Origin of the sequence: Labilithrix sp. (assembly GCA_019637155.1) — a bacterium.
Classification (GTDB): Bacteria; Myxococcota_A; Polyangia; order Polyangiales; family Polyangiaceae; genus Labilithrix.
The window spans coordinates 547,865-569,964 of the sequence record JAHBWE010000002.1; the positions used below are offsets into that span (position 1 = coordinate 547,865).

A 22,100-nucleotide genomic window follows, 5' to 3' on the forward strand; every position below is an offset into this window, starting at 1 on the left:
CCTTCGGCGCCACGCTCATGAACGGCCGCTACTCGATCCTCGCCACGCTCGCGAAGGGCGGCATGGGCACCGTCCACCTCGGACGGATGAAGGGGAACGCAGGCTTCGCTCGTCTCGTCGCGATCAAACAGCTCCATCCTCATGTGTCGAGCGATCCCGAGCTCGTCGCCGCGTTGTTCGACGAGGCGACCCTCGCGGCGCAGATCCGTCACCCGAACGTAGTCGGCACCATCGACGTCGTCACGGCCAACGGCACGCTGAGCGTCGTTTTCGACTACATCGAGGGCGAGGCGCTGAGCGGTCTCATCCGCCTCGCGGCCGACGCGGGGGAGCCCTCGCTCCCGCGTCCGATCGCGCTCGCGATCGTGCGCGGCGCCCTCCGCGGCCTCGAAGCGGCGCACGACGCGCGCGGCGACGACGGCACGCCGCTCGGGATCGTGCACCGCGACGTGTCCCCGCAGAACGTGCTCGTCGGGGTGGACGGCCTCGCGCGCGTGATCGACTTCGGCGTCGCGAAGGCGCTCGGGCGCGTGGGGTCGACGCGGCCGGGCGAGGTGCGCGGCAAGTTCAGCTACATGGCGCCCGAGCAGCTGATGGGCAAGCCCGCGACGCGGCAGGTCGACATCTACGCGATGGGCGTCGTGCTGTGGGAGCTCTTGACCGGGAAGCGGCTCTTCGCGGGAGAGGACCAGCGCGCGGTCACGACCGCGGTCATCCAGAACCAGGTCGCGCCGCCGAGCGAGGCCGCGCCCGACGCCGGCATCCCGCCCGAGCTCGACGAGATCGTGCTGCGCGCGACGAGCGGCGATCTCGGAAGGCGGCACCTCTCCGCGCGCGAGCTGATCCTCGATCTCGAGCCGTTCGAGAAGGCCTCCGACGACGACGTCGGCGTCTGGGTCCGCCAGATCGCGGCCCACCGCCTCGCGAAGCGCGCCGAGATGGTCCGCGCGACCCCGCGCGGCGAGTCGTTCTCGCTCGACGAGCTGATGGCCGAGCTCGCGAAGAACCCCGACACGCAGACGCCGATGTCCGAGAAGAGCGGCAGCGTCGCCGCGGTCGCGGTGCCGTTCACGCAGCCGAGCTTCGCGCCGCCGCCGCTGCTCGTTCCGGCGCCGGTCGCGCGGCGATCGCGCACGCGCCTCGTCGCGATCATGCTCGCCGCCACGTTCGGGTTCTCCTCCGCGATCGTGGTGGGGTGGCTGATCGTGCGCGAGCGGCCGCTCGCGCCTCGGTTCTCCGCCGTCGCTCCGAGCGCCCCGGCGCCGCTGCCGCCGCCTTCGGTCGCGTCGGTCGCGTCGGTCGAGGAGGACGTCTCCGAGATCGAGCTGGAGGAGCCCGTCCCGGTCGCGCTCGGGAACGACGCGGGCGCGCGCACGCACGTCCGGAAGCAACGACCGCGCGCGCCGCACCCCGCCGCGGCGGCCTCGAGCACGGCGGATCCGCGGAGCTATCGATGACGCGTCGCTGGCTGGCGGCGCTCACGACGATCCTCGTGCTGCTCGCGCCTGCGACCGCCCGCGCGCAGGCCTCTCCTCCGCCGGCGAAGATCCAGGCCGAGGCGTTCTTCAACGACGCGCGCGGCCTGCTCGACAAGGGCGACGTCGCGGGGGCGTGCGATCTCTTCTCGAAGAGCCAGGGCCTCGATCCCGCGGTCGGCACGCTCTTGAACCTCGGCTCTTGCTACGAGCGCCTCGGCCGCACCGCGAGCGCGTGGGCGGCGTACCAGCAGGCGGTGAGCCTCGCGAACGTGCAGAACCAGACCCAGCGCGCGGCGATCGCGAAGGCGGACGCCGCGCGCCTCGAGCCGCGCCTCGCGAGGCTCACGATCGTGGTGGAGTCGCCGCCGCCGGGGCTCGCCGTCACGCGCAACGGCGAGGTGGTCGACGCGAACGTGCTCGATCGCGCGGTCCCGGTCGACGCCGGTCCGCAGCGCGTGCACGCGAGCGCGCCGGAGCACGAGCCGTGGGACGGCACCGTGAACGCGAGCGACGGCGCGGAGGCGACGATCAAGGTGCCGCGCCTCGTGAAGCTCGAGCCCGCGAAGCCGCCCCCGCCGCCGGAGAAGCGGACGTCGTACTTGCCGCTCGGGCTCGAGATCGGCGGCGGCGCGCTCCTCGCCGGCGGGCTCGTGTTCGGCGGGCTCTCGTTCTCGAAGTGGTCCGACGTGGAGGACCGCTGCCCCGGCGCGACCTGCGCGAGCGAGGACATCCGGCGCGACACGAACGCGGACGTGGGCTCGGCGCGCACGTTCGCGATGGTCAGCACGATCGGGATCGCGGTGGGCGCCGTCGTGCTGGGGGCCGGCATCGTCCTCCATCTGCTCGACACGGGAGTGACCAGCGCGAAGACCCGGTCGATCCGATCGTTCACGTTCTGACCGGCATTTGCGGGTGGCACGCCACCTGCTCCAATGGTCGGCATGAACCTCGTTCGCACCGTCGTCGTCCTCCTCGCGCTCGCTGGATGCGGGGACGGCGCCGCCCTCGAAGCGACCGAGCGCGACAGGGCGAAGGGCCCGGACGGTGGGGCGGAGCCGATCGGCACGACGCCGGACGGCGAGCCGATCGTGACCACGAAGACGGGGCTCCCGTGCGACGTCGACGCCGTGCTCAAGCCCTGCCAGACCTGCCACGGCGCGCAGCCGGCGTACGGCGCGGGCGTGCCGCTCGTCACGTGGGACGATCTCCAGCGGCCGGGGCCCGGCGGCGCCGGCAAGGTCCTCGACCTCGTCGGGCAGCGCATCGCCGACGACGCGCGGCCGATGCCGCCGAGCCCGAACCCGCGCCTCACGGCGGAGGCGCGCGCGACCTACGACGGGTGGGTGAAGGCGGGCGCGCCGGCGAGCGACGCGACGTGCACCGGCAAGGCGCCGGAGGCGGGCGTGAAGGCGCTCTCGTGCACGCCGGACACGGTGCTCACCGCGAAGAAGGACTTCGTGATGGAGCCCGGCTCCGCGCTCGATCAGTACGTGTGCTTCGGCGTCGACGTGAACCTCGCGAAGAAGCGCCACATCACCGCGCTCGCGCCGAAGGTCGACAACGCGAAGATCGTGCATCACATCCTCCTCTTCCAATCGAACACGGCGGTGAGCGGCGATCCGTTCCCGTGCGAGGCCTTCGGCTCCGCGGCGTGGAAGCTCGTCGCGGGCTGGGCGCCGGGCGGCGACAACCTCGAGCTCCCGAAGGAGGCGGGCTTCCCGGAGGAGGCCGGCGCGACGCACTGGGTGATCCAGATGCACTACAACAACGCGACCGCGAAGACGGGCACCGATCGCAGCGGCTACGAGCTGTGCACGACGGAGGACCTCCGCCCGAACGACGCCGGCGTGATGGCGCTCGGCTCGATCTCGTTCGCGATCCCGCCGCGCTCGGAGACGACGATCCGCTGCGACTACGCGGTCGACCACCGCCTCAACGGCGCGACCTTCTTCAACGCGTCGCCGCACATGCACACGCGCGGCGCGTCGATGACGACCGAGCGCCTGCCGAACCTCGGACGAGGGACGCCGGAGCCGGTCTTCGAGCAGAAGGCGTTCTCGTTCGAGGCGCAGGCGAACTTCCCGATCGACAAGAAGGTGCAGCTCGGCGACGTGCTCCGGACGCGCTGCGGATGGAAGAACCCGAGCGACCTCACGCTCGGCTTCGGCGAAGGCACGAACGACGAGATGTGCTTCAACTTCATCGGGTACTACCCCGCGGTGAAGGAGCTCTCGATCGGCGTGCCGTTCACGTGGGTGACGCCGGCGACGCTCTCGCTGTGCACGCCGGAGTGAAGCGCTCAGCTCCCCGCGACGAACACGATCTCGATCCGCGCGTTCTTCTCGCGGCGCTTCGCGTCGGCGGGATCGAAGACGGGCGCGCGCGCGCCGGCTTGCTCCACCTTCGTCTTCGCGGCGGGCGCCCCGCCGGCGGCGAGCGCCTTCGTGATCTCGTCGGCGCGCTTCGTGTCGTTCGCGGTCTCCGCCGCGGTCGGGGTCGAGGCGTCGTGGACGACGACCTGGACGCCGAAGGTCGGGTGCGCGGCGGCGATGCGCCCGAGGTCCTTGAGCGTCGTCTCCGCTTCGGTCGTGAGCTTGTCGCCTTTGAAGAGGCCGCGCAGCGTGACGACGACGCCGCGCTCGTCGCGCGCGGGCGCGAGATCGAAGGTGCTCTTCGGATCGGCCGCGCGGGAGAGCTCGCCGAGGAGCGCGTCCGCGGCGTCGGGATCGCCGGCCTTCTCCGCGCGGCGCGCCTTCGTGAGCGCGCTCAGGCACGCGGCGCGCGCGCGGCTCGCGGCGTCGATCGGCGCCGGCTTCGGGTCGGCGGCGAGCTTCTTCTCGAGGTCGGCGGCGGCGGTCTCGGCCTCGGCGAGGCCGGGGGCTTGGGGGGAGACGATGCGCGCCGCGCTGCAGAGCAGGCGCGCCTGCGTCGCGAGCGACTGCGCGGCGACGAGGCGGGCCTTCTCGCGCGCCGCGTCGGCGGGGCCGCTCGCGGCGGGCTGGAGCGCCTCGCGCGCGATCTTGAGCTGCTTGTCGAGGTCGTCCGCCTCGCGCTCGGCCGCCTTGCGCGCGGCGGCGAAGCGCTGGCCTTCGTCCTCCTTCTTCGCGAGCGCGTCCTTCGCCTGCGTCTCTTCCTCCGTCGCGCGGGCGAGGCGCGCGAGCGCGATCGCGTGCTGGTACGACGCGATCGCGCGCTCGGCGTGGAGCTCGGCGCCGATCGAGTCCCCCGCTTTCTCTGCCTCTTTCGCGGCGCGGAGCGCCTGGTCGCCCTCGGCGAAGGCGAGCGGCGCGAGGGTCTGCGCGTCGCGGCCGTCGAGGCTCGCGCGCGCGCGATCGGCCTCGGCGACGCGCGCGATGCCCGACACGGTCGCGCCGCCGCACGCGGACGTGAGGGCGAACAGGAACCCCAGCGCGGCAAAAGGCAGTACCCGCCAGCGCCCCAGACCGAAGACGTAGCGAACGGCCGGTGCCTCGTGCGAGGCCCTGAAAAAGAACGTCACTGCGCACCTCCCGCGTCGCGGGCCGGCGCGGCCTTCGGCTTCGGCGCGCCGCCGTCGGTGATGTTCGCGGCGGCGCTGGTGCGGGCGGGCTGCTCCTTCTCCTTGCCGGGCGCGGCCTCGAGCTGGGCGCGGAGGCGGCCGCTCTGCGCGACGGCCTCCTCGAGGAGGGCGCGCTCGCGATCGGAGACGAGGCCGGCGTCGGTCGCCCGGAGGCGCGCGGTGACGGCGCTCTCCTCGACGACGGCGGCCTTCGCCGCGTCACGCGCCGCGTCGGCCCACCTCTTGGCGACCGCGTCGGCGAGGCGGGCGTGGGCCTCGTCGCCCTTCGTCCGCAGCTGGGCCCCGCGTTCGAGTGCGGCGCGAGATCGCGTCACGTACTCGTTTGCGACGTCTTTCTTCGGCGAAGCGGCCACCTCTTTGAGTGTGGCCTCGGCCGTGCTCCGGTCGTCCCCCGTCGCTGCTGCAGCAAAAGCGAGGCATCCCGCGAGGATGAGCACCCCAGCCAGTTTCGCGCGCATGGGGCGGCTTTACAGGGCCTTTGGCCCGGCGTCGATGGTCTTTCCCGGAGATTTCAGCAGCGTCTCCGCCAAAAGATGGCATGGCCGTGACGCCGTGTTCATGGCACAGGGGCCGCCGCGCATGATGAATCTACGCTCGTTTGGAATCGGCTCTTCCCTCGTCGTGGCGCTCCTCGCGATCGCGTGCAGCTCGGCCTCGCAGCGGAGCGGCTTCGCGACGGACAAGGCGCCGACCGAGCCGGGCCAGGGCCCCGGCGGCATCGGCGGCGACAGCCAGGTCGGCGATTCGATCCCCACCTCCGAGTGCGGGATCAACAACACGGGCGACGGCGATCCCGAGGCCGACTACGACGGCGACGGCTACCCGCTGAAGAACGACTGCAACGAGTGCAACAAGACGATCAACAAGGGCGCGCGCGACATCCCCGGCAACGGCATCGACGAGGACTGCAGCGGTACCCCGGACGACGAGCCGGAGTCGTGCGACGGCGCGACGGAGATCGGCGACGGCTACGAGGCCGCGGCGGCGATGGGCCTCTGCAAGAAGTCGGACGGCGTGAGCTGGGGCATCATCAACGCGAAGCTCGTGAAGCCGGACGGCAAGAAGCTCACGAAGCTCGACGGCGTCGGCGCCGCGTCGACGTTCGGCACGAACAAGCCGCGCGAGGGCTCGTCGCTCTTCGTCCTCTCGACCGGCAAGGCGGCGACCTTCACCGCGGGCGGCGGTGGCGGCCTCGGCGGTCTGGTCCCGCCGCCGTCCCACGGCACGCCGGACGGGTACCCGAAGGAGTCGTCGTCGTGCACCGACGTCCCGGACTCGCCGCCGAGCACGAAGGCCTACGACGGCGCGGCGCTCGAGGTGAAGATCCGCGTCCCGTCGAACGCGAAGTCGTTCAGCTACCAGCACTTCTTCCTGACGGAGGAGTTCCCGCGGTACGTCTGCTCGAAATACAACGACTTCTTCGTCACGATGATGTCGCCGATCCCGGCCGGCCTGCCCGACGGCAACATCGCGTTCGACAGCGAGAACAACCCGATCGGCGTCAACAGCGGTCTCTTCCGCGCATGCAAGCCCGGCACCTACCGCATCGGCGACAACGGCGCCGGCACGCAGGCCGACCGCGAGTTCGCGTGCGAGGACGGCGTGGCCGCGCTCAAGGGCACCGGCCTCGATAAGAACAAGCCGACCGGCGACCCCGGCGGCGGCGGCACCGGCTGGCTCACCACCACCGCCCCCGTCACGCCAGGTGAAGAAATCACTCTGCTTTTCGCGGTGTGGGACTCCGGCGACGGCGCCCTGGACACGACCGTGCTCATCGACGACTTCAAGTTCTCCCTCGAAGACTCGGGCACCACCGCCACCGCGCCGACCGACGTCAAGTAGGGCTTTTCAACGTCAGGGCCCTCGCGCTGCGCGCTCGGGGCGCTTCGCGACCGCTTGAGCGGCCGCTTTCTGGGGCCCCTTTCCTCCCCCTCGCCTTGACCGGGTATCCCACCGGCGGATACTCCATCTAGGGTGAGCGGAACGGCGCGCAGCAATCGACCGTCGTCCGCCTATCAGAAGGCGGCTGCCGTCACACAGTTCGGGAAATACCAGCTGTTCGCGAGCCTCGGCAAAGGGGGCATGGCCGACGTGTTCCTGTCGGTCGCGCGCGGGCAGATGGGGTTCAACAAGCTCGCCGTCGTCAAGCGGCTGCGGCCCGCGCTCGCCGAAGAGGTCGCCTTTCGGAACATGTTCCTCGACGAGGCGCGGCTCGCGGCGCGCCTCAACCATCCGAACATCGTCCACACCTACGAGGTCGGCGAAGAGCGCGGCGTCTACTTCATCGCGATGGAGTACCTGGAGGGGCAGTCCCTCAACAAGGTGCAGAAGGAGCTCGTTCGCAACAAGCAGCGCATGCCGCCCGAGCTCGCGGCGCGCATCGTCGCCGACGCGCTCGCGGGGCTCGGCCACGCGCACGAGCTCCGCGACTACGACGGGCGATCGCTCAACGTCATCCATCGCGACGTGTCCCCGCACAACATCTTCGTGACCTACGACGGGCACACGAAGCTGATGGACTTCGGCATCGCGAAGGCCGACACGTCCTCGACCGAGACCGAGGTAGGCATCCTCAAAGGCAAGGTCGCGTACATGTCGCCCGAGCAGGCGATGGGGCAGAAGATCGACCTGCGATCGGACCTCTTCGCGATGGGCATCGTGCTGTGGGAGCTCCTCGCGCAGCAGCGGCTCATGACGGGCGAGAACGCGGCGAACACGCTCCATCGCTTGATGAACGAGCCGATCCCGCACATCGCCGACATCGCGCCGGGCATCGACATGGAGCTCGATCGCATCGTCGCGATCTCGCTCGAGAAGGATCCGAGCCACCGCTTCCAGACCGCGGGCGAGATGCGCTCCGCGCTCGAGGCGTGGCTCGCGCGCTGCCCCGCGCCGGCGCGCCAGGAAGAGGTGAGCCGCCAGATGAACGGGCTCTTCGGCAGCGTCCGCGCCGAGGTGCAGGCGCAGGTCCAGCGCCACATGGCGAACGTGAACGCGGCGACGAACACGAAGGAGCTCCAGGCGCTCACGCAGGAGTCGCTCGAGCGGATGGCGCAGGACGGCAATCACATCAGCGGCGCGCTGATGCGGCTCGGCACGAGCGGCAGCGGGAGCGGCAGCGGCGTCATCGCGAACTACGGCGGCCTCTCCTCGAACCCGTCCAACTTCCCGAGCTTCCCGCCGTCGACGCCGTCCGGCGTGGGGTCGTTCCCGCCGATGCCGTCGTCGTCGCCCCACCTCGGCAGCATGCAGGAGCCGGCGCCACGCTCGAACGCGCTCCTCATCGTCATCACGATCGGCTGCTTCGTCCTCGCCGCGCTGCTCATCATCTTGTTCGGGTGGAAGCGCCAGAGCTCCGTCATCGACGGCCCCGTCGCCGCGGCGCCCCCTCCAACCCCGAGCCCGACCCCCTCCGAAGCGACGTCGACCGCGCCGCAGCCGACCGCGGTCGAGACGATCAACGCGCCGATCGAGATCGTGAGCTCCTCGCCCGCCCCGGCCCCGGCCCCGAAGCCGGTCGCGAGTCCGCGGCCCGCGCCGCAGCCGACGCCGCGCCCCTCGCCCGCGCCGGTCTCGAAGCCGGCCGCGCCGTCGCCGGGGCCGGCGGAGGAGCCCGGCTACGTGACGGTGAGCTCGTATCCGTGGGCGAAGGTCACCGAGAACGGCAAGGTCATCTGCGCCGTCACGCCGTGCAACAAGATCGCGATGAGCCCCGGGACGCACACGCTCACGTTCGAGAACGGCGAGACGGGGCAGAAGACGAACGCCACGGTCCAGATCAAGCCGGGCGAGACGACGCCCAAGAACATCGGCTTCAAGTAGATCCGTGCGATAATCCGCGGCGATGGGGCTCGTGACGGCACGACTCGCGGTGGTGGGCGCCTGCTTCGCGTGTGGCGCCGTCGCGGCGGCCTCGCCGCTCCTGGGCGCGTGCGCGAAGGAGGCCCCCAAGCCGTCGGCCGAGCCGCCGATCACGATCGGCGTCTCGCTCGGCCTCACGAAGGGGCTCGCGAGCGTCGCCGCGCCGATCCGCGACGCGATCCGGAGCGCGGAGGGAGAGATCAACGCGTCGGGCGGGCTGCTCGGCCGGCGCGTCGTGTTCGACGTCGTCGACGACGGCAGCGACGAGGCCGACCTCGCGAAGAGCGTCGCGCAGGGCTTCGCCGATCGCGACGTCGCCGCCGTCATCGGCCCGGTCGGGAGCGGGCAGGTGAAGGCGACGCAGGACGTCCTCTTCCAGAAGCAGATCATCCAGATCTCGCCGTCGGCGACGTCGACGGAGCTCACGACGATCCAGCCGGCGAAGGATCGCTATCTCTTCCGCACGACGCCCGCCGACGACTTCCAGGGCGCGGCCGTCATCCTGTTCGCGACGAAGACGCCCGGCGGGCTCGGCGACGCCGGCGTCGGCGCGGTCGGGGCGGACGCGGGCGTCGTGGGCGCCACCTGCGACAAGCTCGCGCTGGTCTACATCGACAACGCGTACGGCGTGCCGATGGCGAAGGTCATCACCGACAGCTTCCCGAAGCGCGGCCCGAACAAGGAGATCGTCGCCGAGCTGAAGGTCGCGGTCGCGCCCGCGTCGAGCTACGCCGACGTCGTCGGGCCGATCCTCGAGAAGAAGCCGCAGTGCATGGCGCTGATCACGTACGACGACGTCGCGGCGCAGTTCGTCGCCGACCTCAAGGCCGCCCCTGGCTACGCCGCGCTCGACAGCGGCTTCTTCATCATCGGCACCGACGGCGTGTACACGTCGGCCTTCCTCGCGAAGAGCCGCCAGGACGAGGCGGACGACACGAGCGCCTCCACCGCGGAGGGCGTCTTCGGCACGAACCCGGACACGCAGCCCGGCACGAGCGAGTACAACCGCTTCCGCACGATCTACTCGTCGTACTTCCCGCTCCGCCCGACCGACGACGCGCCCGCTTTCACCGCCAACGCCTTCGACGCCGCGGTGCTCATCGCGTTCGCGATCCAGAAGGCCGGCACCGCCACCGATCGCGCCGCGATCCGCGACGCGCTGAAGGAGGTCTCCGCCCCGCCGGGCCGCCCCATCTCGCCGTCGGAGATCACCGAGGGCCTCGTCGAGCTCCGGGGCGGCGGGGACATCGACTACAAGGGCGCGTCCGGCAACGTCGACTTCCAGTCGAACGGCAACGTGAACGGCGGCTTCATCGTCTGGCAGGCGGTGCGGGAGGCGACGACGAAGAAGATCGTCTACAAGACCGTGGCGCGCTTCACCACCGAGGAGCTCGTGGAGCAGGTGCGGTGAAGCGGCTCGTCACGCTCGTCGCGTTCGCGCTCGGCCTCGTGACGGTGGCCGCGTGCCAGGACCCTCCGCCGTCGAAGGGCACGTACACGATCGCGTTCCCGTCGACCGCGGCCGCGGTCGCGACCGACTTCGTGCAGGTCCTCGTCTTCGACGTCGGGAGCGCCGATCGCGGCTCGCTCTGTCAGGACCTCATCACGAAGCGGCAGACGAGCCCGGAGACGCTCACGCCGAGCATCGACCCGCCGGAGCGGCCGGTGAACATCTGCGCGATGCTCGGCGGGCGGCTGCCGCTGACGTTGCCGTACGGCGAGCACGCGCTCCTCGCCGTCGCGCAGCGGCAGGACTCGGAGGATCAGCTGAAGGACTTCATGATCGGCTGCGCGATCATGACGATCGGCGAGGGCGACGCGCCGATCTCGATCCCGGTGCGCCTCGTCAACGTGAGCCAGCCCGTCCCGCAGACGAGGTGCGCCTCCGTCGGCGAGTTCTGCGACGAGAAGTGTCTCTGAATCGCGGCGCGCTCGTCGTAGCCTAGGCCCATGAACTACGACGCGCTCGGGGCTCAGCTCGCCAATCGCTCGCGGCCCGGACTCTCCGAGGAGCTCGCGGACAAACTGAACGTGAAGTCGGAGGACGCGGTCCGCGGGGAGCTGCTCGCGTTGACGGAGGACAAACGCGGCGTCCTCGGCGTCTACCTCCTCGCGGTCTACGTCATCGACGACACCGACTTCTGGAGCGACGGCGAGATCTACTGGTGGTCGATCCCCACCCTCGAGACGAAGGGCGGCGGCGTCACGTGGGGCGCGACGTACGGGCTCCCCAACGGCGCGCCGCCCCACCGCTGCGGCGACCTCGAGTGGATGACGAACATCGCGCTGAAGGATCCGCCGCTCCTCGCGGCGATCCCGCAGACGGACCCCGAGGTCGTCGGCTGCAACGTGCGCGTCGCGGTCTACGACGACGACGGGGCGGTGGCGGACTTCGCGACGTCGATGGCGGCGGGCTACGAGGCGCTCTCGCTGTGCAAGAGGTCGGGGCTCACCGGGACGTCGAGCATCGTGGGCCCGGTCCGCGACGCGATCTTCAAGACGCTGCGCGGCGAGCAGGACGACGTCCTCGTCGAGCACGACGTGGTGCTCCGCCGCGACGACGCGCGGTTCGGCGTCGGCTTCATCGGCTCGGCGTCGACGACGAAGGCGCGCGTCTATTACTTCGTGAAGGACGAGCTCCGCACGGTGACGCTCGGCCCGGTCGCGATCACGAAGGGCGCCTCGGCGACGCTGAAGCCGGACCAGCCCGTCGCCGCCGGCGGGGCGTTCGCGATCTTCGCCCGCGGCGCCGACAAGTCGACGGAGGTGACCTGCGGCATCCTCGGCACGCTCACGACCGACACCCCCTTCCTCGGCAAGGTCCTCGACGAAGCCCAAGCCAAGGCCCTCAACGCCGGCCTCAAGCTCGACTCGAACGCCGACGTCAGCGTCGTCGCCTTCTACACGGCTCTTTGAGTTCGAGAGGGCTCTGCCCTCTCGAGCTCTCCCGCCGGGGGTTTCTTCGCACGCGCGGGGCGCGTGCTTCGACGCCCCCGGACCCCCGAGAGAGGGGGCCCGCGAGGGGCGGGCGATTGGGGCCGGGTTACTTGCAGAGGTCGGTGCCGCAGCGGATGGTGGGGGAGAGCTGGGCGCTCGTCGGGGGGTTTTGGCCCTGGAGGAAGAAGTAGGTGCCTGCGGCGCCGCCGGCGACGATGGCGCCGGTGATGACCCAGAAGAGGGGGGAGCCGAAGATGGAGCCACCCTTCTTGTCTTCGCCTTGGGGGCCGGTCGTGGTGCCGCTCTTGCCCGCGGCGCCGGTGGGGCGGGCGCCGGCTTCGGCGAAGATGCTCTTCGGGACGGAGGGGCTGCCGGTCTCGAAGACGGCGCCGTCGCGCTCGTCGAGCGCCTGCGCGTAGTAGTCGAGGCGCGTCTTGCCGGCGGGGGCGGAGGCGACCTCGACGATGCTATCGCCGATATTGACGGAAGAGACGGAAAAGTCGCCTGCGCCGTTCCAGCGCCAGCCGACGGTGACCTTCTTCGCGAGCTTCGTCGGGTCGCGCGTCGTGACGCGGAGCTGGCCGCCCTCGGTGCGGACGTTCGCGGTGACCTCGAGGCCGGGCTTGGTCGGGAGCTGCCGGAACTGCCCGCGCGCCTCCATGAACGGCCCCGACACCTTGGGCCCGAGCGCGGAGTCGACCGTGAGCTCGGGGTCGTAGACGAGGAGGTTCATGAACGCGTCGCGCGACTCCTCCTCCTTGTCGAGGACGGCGTACGTGATCGCCAGGATCTTCGTCGCGCGGATCAGCTGGTCGTGGGTGAGCCCTTGCTTCTTCAGCACGCGGAGCGCGACGTCGTTGGCCTTCTCGTAGTCGAGCTTCGAGTAGAGCTGCTCCGCGACCTCGACCTCGGCCGGCGGCGGCTCCTTCGGCGCGGTCGGCTTCGCGTGCGCCTCGTGGACCACGCCGCTCACGCCGCTCACGCCGCTCGCGAGGACGATCGCGATCGCTGCCGTCCGTGCCCAGCGCATCACCGGAGTCTATGAGAAGATGCCGGCCATGGCGAGAGAGCGGGCTTCTTGGGACCAGTACTTCATGAACATCGCGCGTGAGGTCGCGACGCGCTCGACCTGCGACCGCAAGTTCGTCGGCGCCGTCATCGTGCGCGATCGCGCGATCCTCGCGACGGGGTACAACGGCTCGATCAAGGGGCTGCCTCATTGCGACGAGGAGGGCCACCTCATGGAGGAGGGGCACTGCGTGCGCACCGTGCATGCGGAGGCGAACGCGATCGTCCAGGCCGCGCGCACCGGCACGCGCATCGAAGGCGCGCACATCTACGTGACGGCCTCGCCCTGCTGGGGCTGCTTCCGGCTCATCGCGAACGCCGGCATCAACCGCATCATCTTCGGCGAGTTCTACCGCGACTCGAAGATCTACGACTTCTCGAAGCAGGTCGGGATCGAGCTCGTCGACTTCTCGAAGCCGGTCCCGGTGACGACGTGACAGGGAAGGGGCGGCGCCTCGCGATCGCCGTCGTGCAGGGCGGACCGACCTCGGAGGCGGAGGTCAGCCGCGCGTCGGCGGCGAGCGTCGCGAAGGCGCTCGCGGCGGCGGGGCACCGCCCGGTGCGGCTCGAGCTCAACGGCCACCTCGCGGAGTCGCTGCGCACCGGCGGCTTCGAGCTCGTGTTCCCCGTCGCCCACGGCGCGGTGGGGGAGGACGGATCGCTCCAGGGCCTCCTCGAGGTGCTCGAGCTCCCTTACGTCGGGTCCGACGTGCTCGCGAGCGCGCTCGCGATGAACAAGCGCGTCGCGAAGGTGCTCTTCGCCGACGCCGGGCTCCCGATCGCGAAGGGCCTCGCGGCGAAGCGCGGCGCGCGGAGCGCCGCGGCGGAGGCGGAGCGCGCGATCGCGGAGCTCGGGAGCAAGGTCGTCGTGAAGCCGTGCTCGAACGGCTCCGCGATCGGCGTCGCGCGCTTCGACGCGGGCGGCGCGGCGCAGGAGATCGCGGCCGCGATCGACGCGGCGTGGGCGGTGGACGAGACCGCGCTCGTCGAAGCGCTCGCGACCGGGCGCGAGGTCACCTGCGGGGTCCTCGACCTCCACCACGCCGAGGCGCAGGCGCTGCCGCCGACCGAGATCCGCGCGCCGAACGATGCATTCTACACCTATCAGGCGCGCTACGCGCCGGGGCGGAGCGAGCACCTCTGCCCGGCGCCGCTCGGCGACGCCCTCGTCGCGCGCGTCCGCGAGCTCGCGGTCATGGCGCACCGCGCCCTCGGCTGCCGGGACCTGTCGCGGGTGGACTTCGTGGTCGGGGAACAGCCCACCCTGCTCGAGGTCAACACGATGCCGGGGTTCACCGACACGAGCCTCTATCCGGAAGCGGCCGGCGTCGCGGGGATCCCGATGCCGGAGCTCTGCGACCGGCTCGCCACGGCCGCCTTCGAGCGCGGCCCGACCCGCCGGAACGCCCCGCTCCCCTTGCCGAGATAGTCGGGCCGGCCCAAGCTGATTGAAGGGCCATTGGTCTCTAGCGATGGCCCCTCGCAAATGCGCGATTCCCTTTACGGAGACGAGGTCATCTGGAGCGGAGGGCCGAAGGTGGTCTCCGTCCCGGGCGCCTTCAAGCTCGCCGCCGTCGTCGCCGCGACGATGTCCGCGGTCGCGCTCGCGTTCGCGGTCGTCATCTCGACGGGGCTCCACCAAGGGGTCGGGTCCCTCGTCGGCTTCTCCGCCTGGTGCGCCACGCTCGCGCTCGCGGCGTGGCGGCTGCCGCTGTGGTTCCGGTCGCAGGTCCGCTACGTCGTCACGACGAAGCACGTGATCTGGCAGCGCGGGCGGCTGCGGCGCTCCATCGAGCGCGACGCGATCAGCTACGCGGTCATCCGCTGGAGCGGGAACGAGATCGGCGACCTCGTCCTCGAGCGCGCGGTCCCGACCGGCGCGCTCCGCCGGACGCTCACCGTCACGCTCGCGGACGTCGAGGCGCCCGATCGCCTCTGGGCCATCGTCCGCGGCATCGTCCCGGGCGCCCCGCTCGGCGACGGCACGCGCCCGCTCGCGCAGCGCCTCGACGACGGCGAGCGCGTGCTGTGGTCCGCGCGCCCGCAGGCCTCGCGCTGGACCGCGCGCCGCGTCGCGACCGCGGCCGCGGGCGTCCTCCTCGCGCTCGCCGCGGTCTGGGTCGCGCTCCGCTCCGCCCCGCCGGTCACGCGCGTCCTCCGCGCGCACGCGCTCCCGCCCTTCACCGCGGGCGTCCTCGTCGGCGGCGTCGCGCTCGTCGTCCTCTTGCTCTGCTCCGTTGCCGTCTTCGTCGGCTACTCGGCGCTCCTTCGCCCGTGGCGCCTCACGCGCGCGACGCGCTACTTCGTGACCGATCGCCGCGTCCTCATCCGCCGCGGCAGCGAGGAGCTCCACCTCGATCGCGAGCGCATCGCGTACGTCATCACCGCGCCGCTGCGCGAGGGCAGCTCGCAGCGCGACATGTGGCTCGTCCTCGACGGCCCGCAGGCCCGCGCCTTCTCTCCGAGCGGCGCCTTCGGCGGCGCCGACGAGCAGAAGCTGATGCCCATGTTCGCCGCCGTCGAAGACGCCGACACCGCCACAGCCGTGCTGCACGTGAGCCGCATCTCGCTCACCGGCGCCGCCGAAGCCGCCTAACCACGCGCGTAAAGACACGTTTACGCACCCACCGAGACCGATCCGAGCGGCGCCTCGTCTCACGGTCCATGTTCGCCCCCATCCCCGGCACAAAAGGGGCCCCAGAAGCGGCCGCGAAAGCGGGCGCGAAGCGCCCCGAGCGCGAAGCGCGAGGGCCGTGTCTGGGGTGGGGGTTTGGGGGCGAAGCCCCCAAACATGATAGAAGGTTCCCCGTGCAGATCGGGCAGGTCATCAGCGACAAGTACAAGCTGCTCCGCTTGCTTGGCGATGGCGGGATGGGCTCGGTCTTCGAGGCCGAGCACATGCGGCTCGGTACGCACGTCGCGATCAAGGTGCTCCACGCGGAGCTCGCGCGGAGGACCGGCATCGCGGAGCGGTTCGTCCAGGAGGCGCGCGTCTCGGCGCAGATCCGGTCGCCGCACGTCGTGCAGGTCACCGACGTCGAGAGCACCGCCGAAGGCGTGGCGTACCTCGTCATGGAGCTGCTCCAGGGCGAGACGCTGTCCGGCGTCGTGCGGCGGCAGCAGAAGCTGCCGGTCGGGACCGCGGCCGAGTACACGACCCAGATCCTCCAAGCGCTCGAGGCGGCGCACGCGCTCGGCGTCATCCATCGCGACCTCAAGCCCGACAACGTGTTCGTCACGTTCCAGGGCGGCAAGCCCGTGCTGAAGCTCATCGACTTCGGCATCGCGAAGCTCAAGACCGCGCAGACGGGGCAGACCAAGAACCTCACCGTCGCGGGCATGCTCATGGGCACGCCCGAGTACATGGCGCCGGAGCAGGCCTACTCCGCCGACAAGGTCGACGTGCGCGCGGACCTGTACGCGGTCGGCGTCATGCTCTACGAGATGCTCTCCGGGCAGCCGCCGGTCGACGCGCCCGATCCGCGCGTGCTCATCGGGAAGGTGGAGCGCGGCGAGATCACGCCGCTCGTGCAAGCCGCGCCCGGGATCGACCCCGCGCTTGCTGGCTTCGTGCACCGCGCGATGGCGCCGCGGCCCGAGCTCCGGTTCGCGACCGCGACCGAGATGCGCGTCGCGCTCGACGACCTGATGAGCGGCAAGCGGCAGGGCACCGCGAAGATCGCGGTGGGCTCGCAGCAGCCACCCGCCAACGTCGCGAACCCCGCGAACCCCGCGAACGTCGCGATCGGCGCGACGTCGGCCGCGAACCCGCTCGCCGACACCGCGAACCCGCTCAACCCGGCCCTGCTGCCTTCGCAGGTCGGCGCGACCGGCACGATGATGGGCGCGCCGATCGAGAGCGCGCTGTCGGTGCTGCCGTCGCCGCCGCAGCCGTCCGTCGAGCACGCGCCGCGCGGCGCGACGCAGGGGGTGCCCGCCGTCGATGCGGCGATCGCGATGCAGATGCAGATGCAGCAGCCGCCTCCGGTCGTGCATCACGCGCCGGCGCAGCAGCACCAGCCGCAGCAGCACTACGCCGCCCCGCCGGCGGAGCGGCGGAAGAGCGGCAACGGGCTCGTCATCGCGCTCGGCATCGTCGCGCTCCTGCTCGGCGCCGGCGCCGTCGTCACGTACGTGCTCAGCACGCAGAAGTCGACGACGCCGCCGGTCGCGACGCTCGACCTTCCGACCAACCCGCCGCCGCCCACCGAGACGACGCCGCCCGGGAACACGACCGTCACGCCGGTCACGCCCGTGAACCCGCTCACGCCGCCGGTGAACCCGCCCGCCCCCGCGCCCGGCCCCGCTCCGGTCGCGCCGAAGAAAGACGGCGGCGCCGAGCCGCCGAAGGACAGCGGAGCTCCGCCGTCCGGCCCCGTCGCGGTGCAGGACGCCGGCGGCGGGCAGACCACGATCGTCACGCCGTTCGGCACGTTCCAGTGGCCCGGGCCGCGCCCGCTCTTGTGGCCGCCCGACCAGCCGTGGCCGCCGCCCACGATCCAGCCGCTGCCGGGACCGCCGCCCTGAGCTAAGGTTTCGCCCCGGTGCCGAAGAAGTCGGACAGGCAGTTCACGCCGCGAGCACGCAAGAGCTCGATCGCGCCGCCCGCCGCCGACTCGGCGCGGGAGGTGGAGGACGAGGAGCAGGAAGAGCGCGAGGAGCGGGAAGAGCGCGAGATCGCCGCCGCCACGACGCCCGATCACCGCGAGGCGCTGAGCGCGCTCGCCAACGCGTGGACGTACGCGGTGCGCGCGCCCCGCCGGCGCGCGATCGTCCTCGGCGGGCTCCTCGTCACGACGTTCGCTATGCTCGTCGCCCGCGGCGGCACCACCTCGGCGCGCGCGACCGCGGCCGGGATGCTCCTCGCCGTGCTCGCCGCCGCGTACTTCGCGCGCTGGTTCCGGCTCCGCGTGTTCCGCGACCCCGCGCGCGTGATCGAGCACGTCGCCGGTCGCTCCCTCCCCGAAGAGTCCGCGCGCGCGATCCGATCGCTCTCGCTTCTCGATCCTTCCGTCACGCGCGGGGCGTCGACGGAGCTCGCGGAGCTGCACGTCGCGCGGACGCTCGCGGCGCTCCCGGTCGACAATGTCCGCCGCGGCGCGCAGCGGGTCGGCTTCCTCCTCGGCCTCCTCGCGCTCGGCTTCGCGGGCACGAACATCGCCGCCTGCGCGACGAACCCGTGGGGCGTGCTCGAGGGCGCCGACGTCCTCGTCGCGCAGAACGGGCTCGCGCCGATCGGGATGACCTGGCTCGACGAGCCCCAGATCCGCGCGCGCCCGCCGGACTACCTCCACCTCGAGGAGCGCCTCGTCGTCCCGTACGACGACACCGCGCTGCCGCGCGGCACGTTGCTCACGATGCGCGGGACGCCGGCCCGCGCCGGACGCCGCCTCCTCCTCACCGACGGCACGGCCGAGGTCCCGTTCGTCGACGACGGCTCGGGGCACGTCGTCGCGCGCTGGCCGCTCGCGGAGTCGGTCTCGCTCCGCGTCGTCGCGCGCTTCGGTGACGTGACGATCCCCGAGTCCGAGCCGACGTCGATCGAGTCGATCCCCGACGCCGCGCCGATCGTGCTCCTCGAGGGCGCGCCGAAGCAGATCCGCCTCGCGAGCGAGGAGCACAACGCCGACGTCCCGATCCACTACGAGGCGACCGACGATCACGGCCTCCGCGAGGTGCACCTCGTGCTCCGCGCCGGGACGCGCGAGGAGCGCCGCGTCCTCGCGCGGCTCGACGGCGAGACGAAGACCGATCGCGGCGGCCACAACCTCCGCGCGAGCGATCCGTTCATCAAGAAGAGCCACGCTCCGATCGAGATCCGCGTCGAGGCGAAGGACAACGATCCGATCACGGGCCCGAAGTGGGGCGCGAGCGAGGCGATCACGCTCGTGCCGCCCGACGTCGGAGAGCCCGAGTCGCGCCGCCGCGCCGCGCTCGTGAAGGTGCGCGACAAGCTCGTCGACGATCTCGCCTGGCGCCTCGCGACGCCGCTGCCGGCCGAGCCGAAGGACCGCCGCGAGATGCTGGAGAAGGACGTGAAGCTCAGCGAGGAGAGCGTGGAGCTCCTCGAGGCGGCGGTCACGACGTCGTACGCGGGGATCAGGGTGCCGGGGCGGCTCGGCGCGATGCTGCGCGGGCGCATGCGCAAGGTCACCGACGCGACGACGAACCAGCTCCGCTCGCCGAGCACGACCGCGCGCGCGAACGTCGTGAAGGCGACCGAGCGCATGGTCCTCGTCATCGATGCCGCGATCCAGGGGCTCGGCCTCCGCGACACGCGCGACGCCGCGCGCGAGCTCGCCGAGGTCGCGGACGAGCTCGCGGCCGCGGCCGCGCTGGCGCAGAAGACCGAGCGCGCGCGCAACGAGACGCGGATGGACGCGGCGACGATCGTCCTCGGCGGCGGCGGGCGCGCGATGCGCCTCCTCGGCGCGCTCGGACGCGACATCGGCGAGATCGTCGACGTGTACCTCCGCCGCGTCGCGCGCGCCCGCGCGGCGCAAGACCTCCCGCACGCGACGCTCGCGGCGCAGGACCTCGCCGCGCGCCTGCGCCAGCCCGATCCTTCGTTCGGCGCGCGCGGCGGACGGCCTTCGCACGCCGGCGGCGAGTCGGGCGGCGGGCGCGGGACCGAGGCGGGCGAGGGCGACGGCGAGCCGAGCGACGTCGAGCAGGCCTTCAACGAGGCGGCGAAGGAGCTCGACAAGCTCGCCGGCGAGCACGCCGGCAACATGGGCAAGGTCGAGCAGTCGGTCGCGAACGGCACGACGAAGGAGGACCTCGAGCAGCTCGCGGAAGACGCGAAGAAGCACGCGCAGAAGGTCCGCGACTCGGTGAAGGGCCTCCCGAACGTCGGCGGCGGCAGCGACTCGTGGACGAGCAAGGGCGCCGCGGCGAAGGAGCACGCCGAGCAGATGGCGCGCGCGCTCGAGCAGGGGAACGCGAACGACGCGGTGCAGAGCGGGAAGAACGCGCTCGGCGCGCTCGAGGAGGCGAAGCGCGCGGCGCAGCGCGAGAAGATGACGCGCGGCGACTCGAGCGCCGAGAAGGCGGTCGACGAGGCGCGGCAGAAGCTCGAGTCCGAGGTGCGCTGGGCGGAGGAGAAGCTCGCGGAGCTCCGCAGGAAGGCCTCGCAGCGCGCGGCGCCGGAGCTCAAGGAGCACGGCGAGCAGGAAGGGAAGCTCGGCGAGCGCGCGCGCGACATCGCGCGGAAGGGCCGCGATCAGGACCTGCCGCAGGGCGCGCTCGACGCGCTCCGTGACGCGGAGGACGCCGCGCGCGAGGCCGCGCAGGCGCTGAAGGAGGGCGACGCCGAGCGCGGGCTCAAGAAGCAGCGCGAGGCGCAGCAGAAGCTCGAGCAGGCGCGCGACGCGCTCTCCGACGACGAGGGCGAGGGCGAGGGCGAAGGCGACGGCGAAGGACGCGCCGACGACGGCAAGAAGCCGTCGCGAGACCACACCGACATCCCGAAGGCCGACGCGCACAAGGGCCCGGAGGAGTTCCGGAAGCGCGTCATCAAGGGCCTCGGCCAGCCCGCGGGCGGGAAATACAAGGACGCGGTGAAGCGTTACGCGGAGGGTCTGCTGCGATGACGCTCGGCGCAAGACACGCTCGGAAGACCGAGCGGTTCCTCGCTCTCCTCGTGCTCGCGGCCGCGCTCTTCGCGGTCTGTGCGCCGGGGCCGGCGGGGGCGCAGGCCGATCCCGGCGCCGGGGTCGCGGCGAAGGCGTACGAGCACACCGTCGCGATGGAGTACGACAAGGCGCGCGAGCTCCTCGCGAAGGCCGATCCGAGCTCGCCATCCGTCGCGCTCGCGAAGGCGCGCCTCGCGCTCTACGAGGAAGACTGCGACCTCTCCGCCGCGCTCATGCTCCGCCACGACGCGATGGCGGCGGAGGACGCGCGCGTCATCGCCGACGTCGCGCGCGGGTGCGCCCGCGTCACCGCCGCGACGGTGGTCGACAAGGACGACGCCGCCGGCGTGGTGGTGCGCTGGCAGGACGAGGACGATCGCGCGCTCTTCCCCCTCATGATCGAGACCGTGAACGCCGCGCGCCAGTCGCTGACGCGCGATCTCGGCGTCGAGTGGAAGCGGCCGACGCGCATCACGGTGGTGCGCGATCTCCTCTCGCTCTCCGCGATGACCGGGCTCCCGTACAAGTCCGCGCAGACGACCGGCACCGTCGCGGTCGCGAAGTGGGGCCGCGTCACGCTGCTCTCGCCGCGCGCGTCGCGGCACGGCTACGCGTGGCGCGACACGCTCACGCACGAGCTCACGCACCTCGCGATCTCGATGCAGTCGCGCGAGCGCGCGCCGCTCTGGCTCCACGAAGGCGTCGCGCGCCGGCAGGAGGTGCGCTGGCGCGATCCGGGGCCCTTCGACGATCGGCCGTCGACCGACAGCGTCGTCATGCGCGGGATGGAGCTGAAGCTCGACCTGCCGCTCGACAAGCTCGGGCCGTCGATCGCGATGCTGCCCTCCGCCGACGCGGCGATGGTCGCCTTCGCCGAGGTCTCGAGCTTCGTGCGCTTCTTCGTCGAGTCGTCCGCGCCGGACGCGCTCCCGAAGCTGCTCGTCGCGCTCCGCTCCGCCAACGCCGTCGACGACGCGCTGAAGCAGGTGAGCGGCGAGACGCTCGCGCAGTGGGACGTGAAGTGGCGCGCAGAGCTCGCGCGGAAGCCGAAGGAGCCGCTCTCCCCGCTCTACGGCCTCGGCGGCCCGCTCCCCGGCGGCGGCGACTCGCACGAGCGCGCCCGCCTCGCGGAGCTGCTCCTCGCGCGCGGCCACGCCGCGGAGGCGTTCATGGAGATCGAGAAGGTGCCGGAGAGCCTGCTCGCCGACACGAGCCTCCGCTACATCCGCGGCCGCGTCCTCGAGGCGAAGGGCGACGTCGCGGGCGCCGACGCGATGGTCGACGATCCGAAGGCCTGGATCGCGAGCTTCGGCCCGTGCTGGGCGCTCCGCGCGCGCCTCGCGAAGGGGACCCCCGCCGGGAACGCGGCCGCGAGCGAGGCCCTCGCCCACGATCCGCTGAGCGTCGAGGCCGCCTGCGGGACCGTCGGCGCGGCCCCCGCCCCGAGCCCCAGTGTTCCGTTGTGCGACGCCGCGAACAAACGGGGGGAGCCGGACATCGGGCACGATTGACCTGAGCGCGGAGAGGCCGGATAATTTCGTGTCCTCGCGATCTTGGACGCGG

Annotated in this window: 17 protein-coding genes; 14 read left to right on the plus strand and 3 right to left on the minus strand. The window is 72.1% G+C overall.

The window, feature by feature from the left end; genetic code table 11:
• The first annotated feature begins 17 nt into the window (after nucleotides 1-17).
• Genes KF837_06100 through KF837_06110 form a run of 3 tightly spaced genes read left to right on the plus strand, consistent with a single transcriptional unit; the run spans nucleotide 18 to nucleotide 3,772 of the window.
• Nucleotides 18-1,457, plus strand: coding sequence for a serine/threonine protein kinase (locus tag KF837_06100; protein MBX3226862.1), 1,440 nt, complete (start codon nucleotides 18-20; stop codon nucleotides 1,455-1,457).
• The gene (locus tag KF837_06105) at nucleotides 1,454-2,377 is read left to right on the plus strand and encodes a tetratricopeptide repeat protein (GenBank protein MBX3226863.1); all 924 of its coding nucleotides are present in this window, start codon (nucleotides 1,454-1,456) and stop codon (nucleotides 2,375-2,377) included. The genes KF837_06100 and KF837_06105 overlap by 4 nt, the downstream gene beginning before the upstream one ends.
• Before the next feature lie 42 nt (nucleotides 2,378-2,419).
• Nucleotides 2,420-3,772, plus strand: coding sequence for a peptidylglycine alpha-amidating monooxygenase (locus KF837_06110; protein MBX3226864.1), 1,353 nt, complete (start codon nucleotides 2,420-2,422; stop codon nucleotides 3,770-3,772).
• Nucleotides 3,773-3,777: 5 nt separating this feature from the next.
• On the opposite strand, the gene KF837_06115 is transcribed toward KF837_06110, so the two are convergent.
• A complete protein-coding gene (locus KF837_06115) occupies nucleotides 3,778-4,977 on the minus strand; it encodes a hypothetical protein (protein MBX3226865.1) in 1,200 nt (399 codons plus the stop codon).
• Nucleotides 4,974-5,495: a hypothetical protein gene (locus KF837_06120; GenBank protein ID MBX3226866.1), complete on the minus strand. Its 522-nt coding sequence runs from the start codon at nucleotides 5,493-5,495 to the stop codon at nucleotides 4,974-4,976. The genes KF837_06115 and KF837_06120 overlap by 4 nt, the downstream gene beginning before the upstream one ends.
• A 121-nt stretch (nucleotides 5,496-5,616) precedes the next feature.
• Between KF837_06120 and KF837_06125 the strand changes: the two genes are divergently transcribed.
• From KF837_06125 to KF837_06145, 5 genes are all read left to right on the plus strand, one after another.
• Nucleotides 5,617-6,879: a choice-of-anchor L domain-containing protein gene (locus KF837_06125; GenBank protein MBX3226867.1), complete on the plus strand. Its 1,263-nt coding sequence runs from the start codon at nucleotides 5,617-5,619 to the stop codon at nucleotides 6,877-6,879.
• A gap of 132 nt (nucleotides 6,880-7,011) precedes the next feature.
• A complete protein-coding gene (locus KF837_06130) occupies nucleotides 7,012-8,859 on the plus strand; it encodes a serine/threonine protein kinase (protein ID MBX3226868.1) in 1,848 nt (615 codons plus the stop codon).
• A gap of 22 nt (nucleotides 8,860-8,881) precedes the next feature.
• Nucleotides 8,882-10,309: an ABC transporter substrate-binding protein gene (locus KF837_06135; GenBank protein MBX3226869.1), complete on the plus strand. Its 1,428-nt coding sequence runs from the start codon at nucleotides 8,882-8,884 to the stop codon at nucleotides 10,307-10,309.
• On the plus strand, nucleotides 10,306-10,818 hold the full coding sequence (locus tag KF837_06140; protein MBX3226870.1) for a hypothetical protein: 513 nt from the start codon (nucleotides 10,306-10,308) through the stop codon (nucleotides 10,816-10,818). Before KF837_06135 ends, KF837_06140 begins: the two co-directional genes overlap by 4 nt.
• A 30-nt stretch (nucleotides 10,819-10,848) precedes the next feature.
• The gene (locus tag KF837_06145; GenBank protein ID MBX3226871.1) at nucleotides 10,849-11,814 is read left to right on the plus strand and encodes a hypothetical protein; all 966 of its coding nucleotides are present in this window, start codon (nucleotides 10,849-10,851) and stop codon (nucleotides 11,812-11,814) included.
• A 127-nt stretch (nucleotides 11,815-11,941) separates the two neighbouring features.
• On the opposite strand, the gene KF837_06150 is transcribed toward KF837_06145, so the two are convergent.
• Nucleotides 11,942-12,865 (minus strand): hypothetical protein, encoded by a 924-nt coding sequence (locus tag KF837_06150; GenBank protein ID MBX3226872.1) that lies wholly within the window; start codon nucleotides 12,863-12,865, stop codon nucleotides 11,942-11,944.
• Between the two features lie 28 nt (nucleotides 12,866-12,893).
• Between KF837_06150 and KF837_06155 the strand changes: the two genes are divergently transcribed.
• From KF837_06155 to KF837_06180, 6 genes are all read left to right on the plus strand, one after another.
• The gene (locus tag KF837_06155) at nucleotides 12,894-13,340 is read left to right on the plus strand and encodes a dCMP deaminase family protein (protein ID MBX3226873.1); all 447 of its coding nucleotides are present in this window, start codon (nucleotides 12,894-12,896) and stop codon (nucleotides 13,338-13,340) included.
• Nucleotides 13,337-14,332, plus strand: a complete 996-nt coding sequence (locus KF837_06160; GenBank protein MBX3226874.1) for a D-alanine--D-alanine ligase — start codon at nucleotides 13,337-13,339, stop codon at nucleotides 14,330-14,332. Before KF837_06155 ends, KF837_06160 begins: the two co-directional genes overlap by 4 nt.
• A 57-nt stretch (nucleotides 14,333-14,389) precedes the next feature.
• Nucleotides 14,390-15,499, plus strand: coding sequence for a hypothetical protein (locus tag KF837_06165; GenBank protein MBX3226875.1), 1,110 nt, complete (start codon nucleotides 14,390-14,392; stop codon nucleotides 15,497-15,499).
• 212 nt (nucleotides 15,500-15,711) lie between these two features.
• On the plus strand, nucleotides 15,712-17,430 hold the full coding sequence (locus KF837_06170; GenBank protein MBX3226876.1) for a serine/threonine protein kinase: 1,719 nt from the start codon (nucleotides 15,712-15,714) through the stop codon (nucleotides 17,428-17,430).
• Between the two features lie 17 nt (nucleotides 17,431-17,447).
• A complete protein-coding gene (locus tag KF837_06175; GenBank protein MBX3226877.1) occupies nucleotides 17,448-20,495 on the plus strand; it encodes a DUF4175 family protein in 3,048 nt (1,015 codons plus the stop codon).
• Complete coding sequence (locus tag KF837_06180; GenBank protein MBX3226878.1) at nucleotides 20,492-22,048, plus strand: hypothetical protein; 1,557 nt, start codon at nucleotides 20,492-20,494, stop codon at nucleotides 22,046-22,048. Before KF837_06175 ends, KF837_06180 begins: the two co-directional genes overlap by 4 nt.
• Nucleotides 22,049-22,100: the final 52 nt, after the last annotated feature.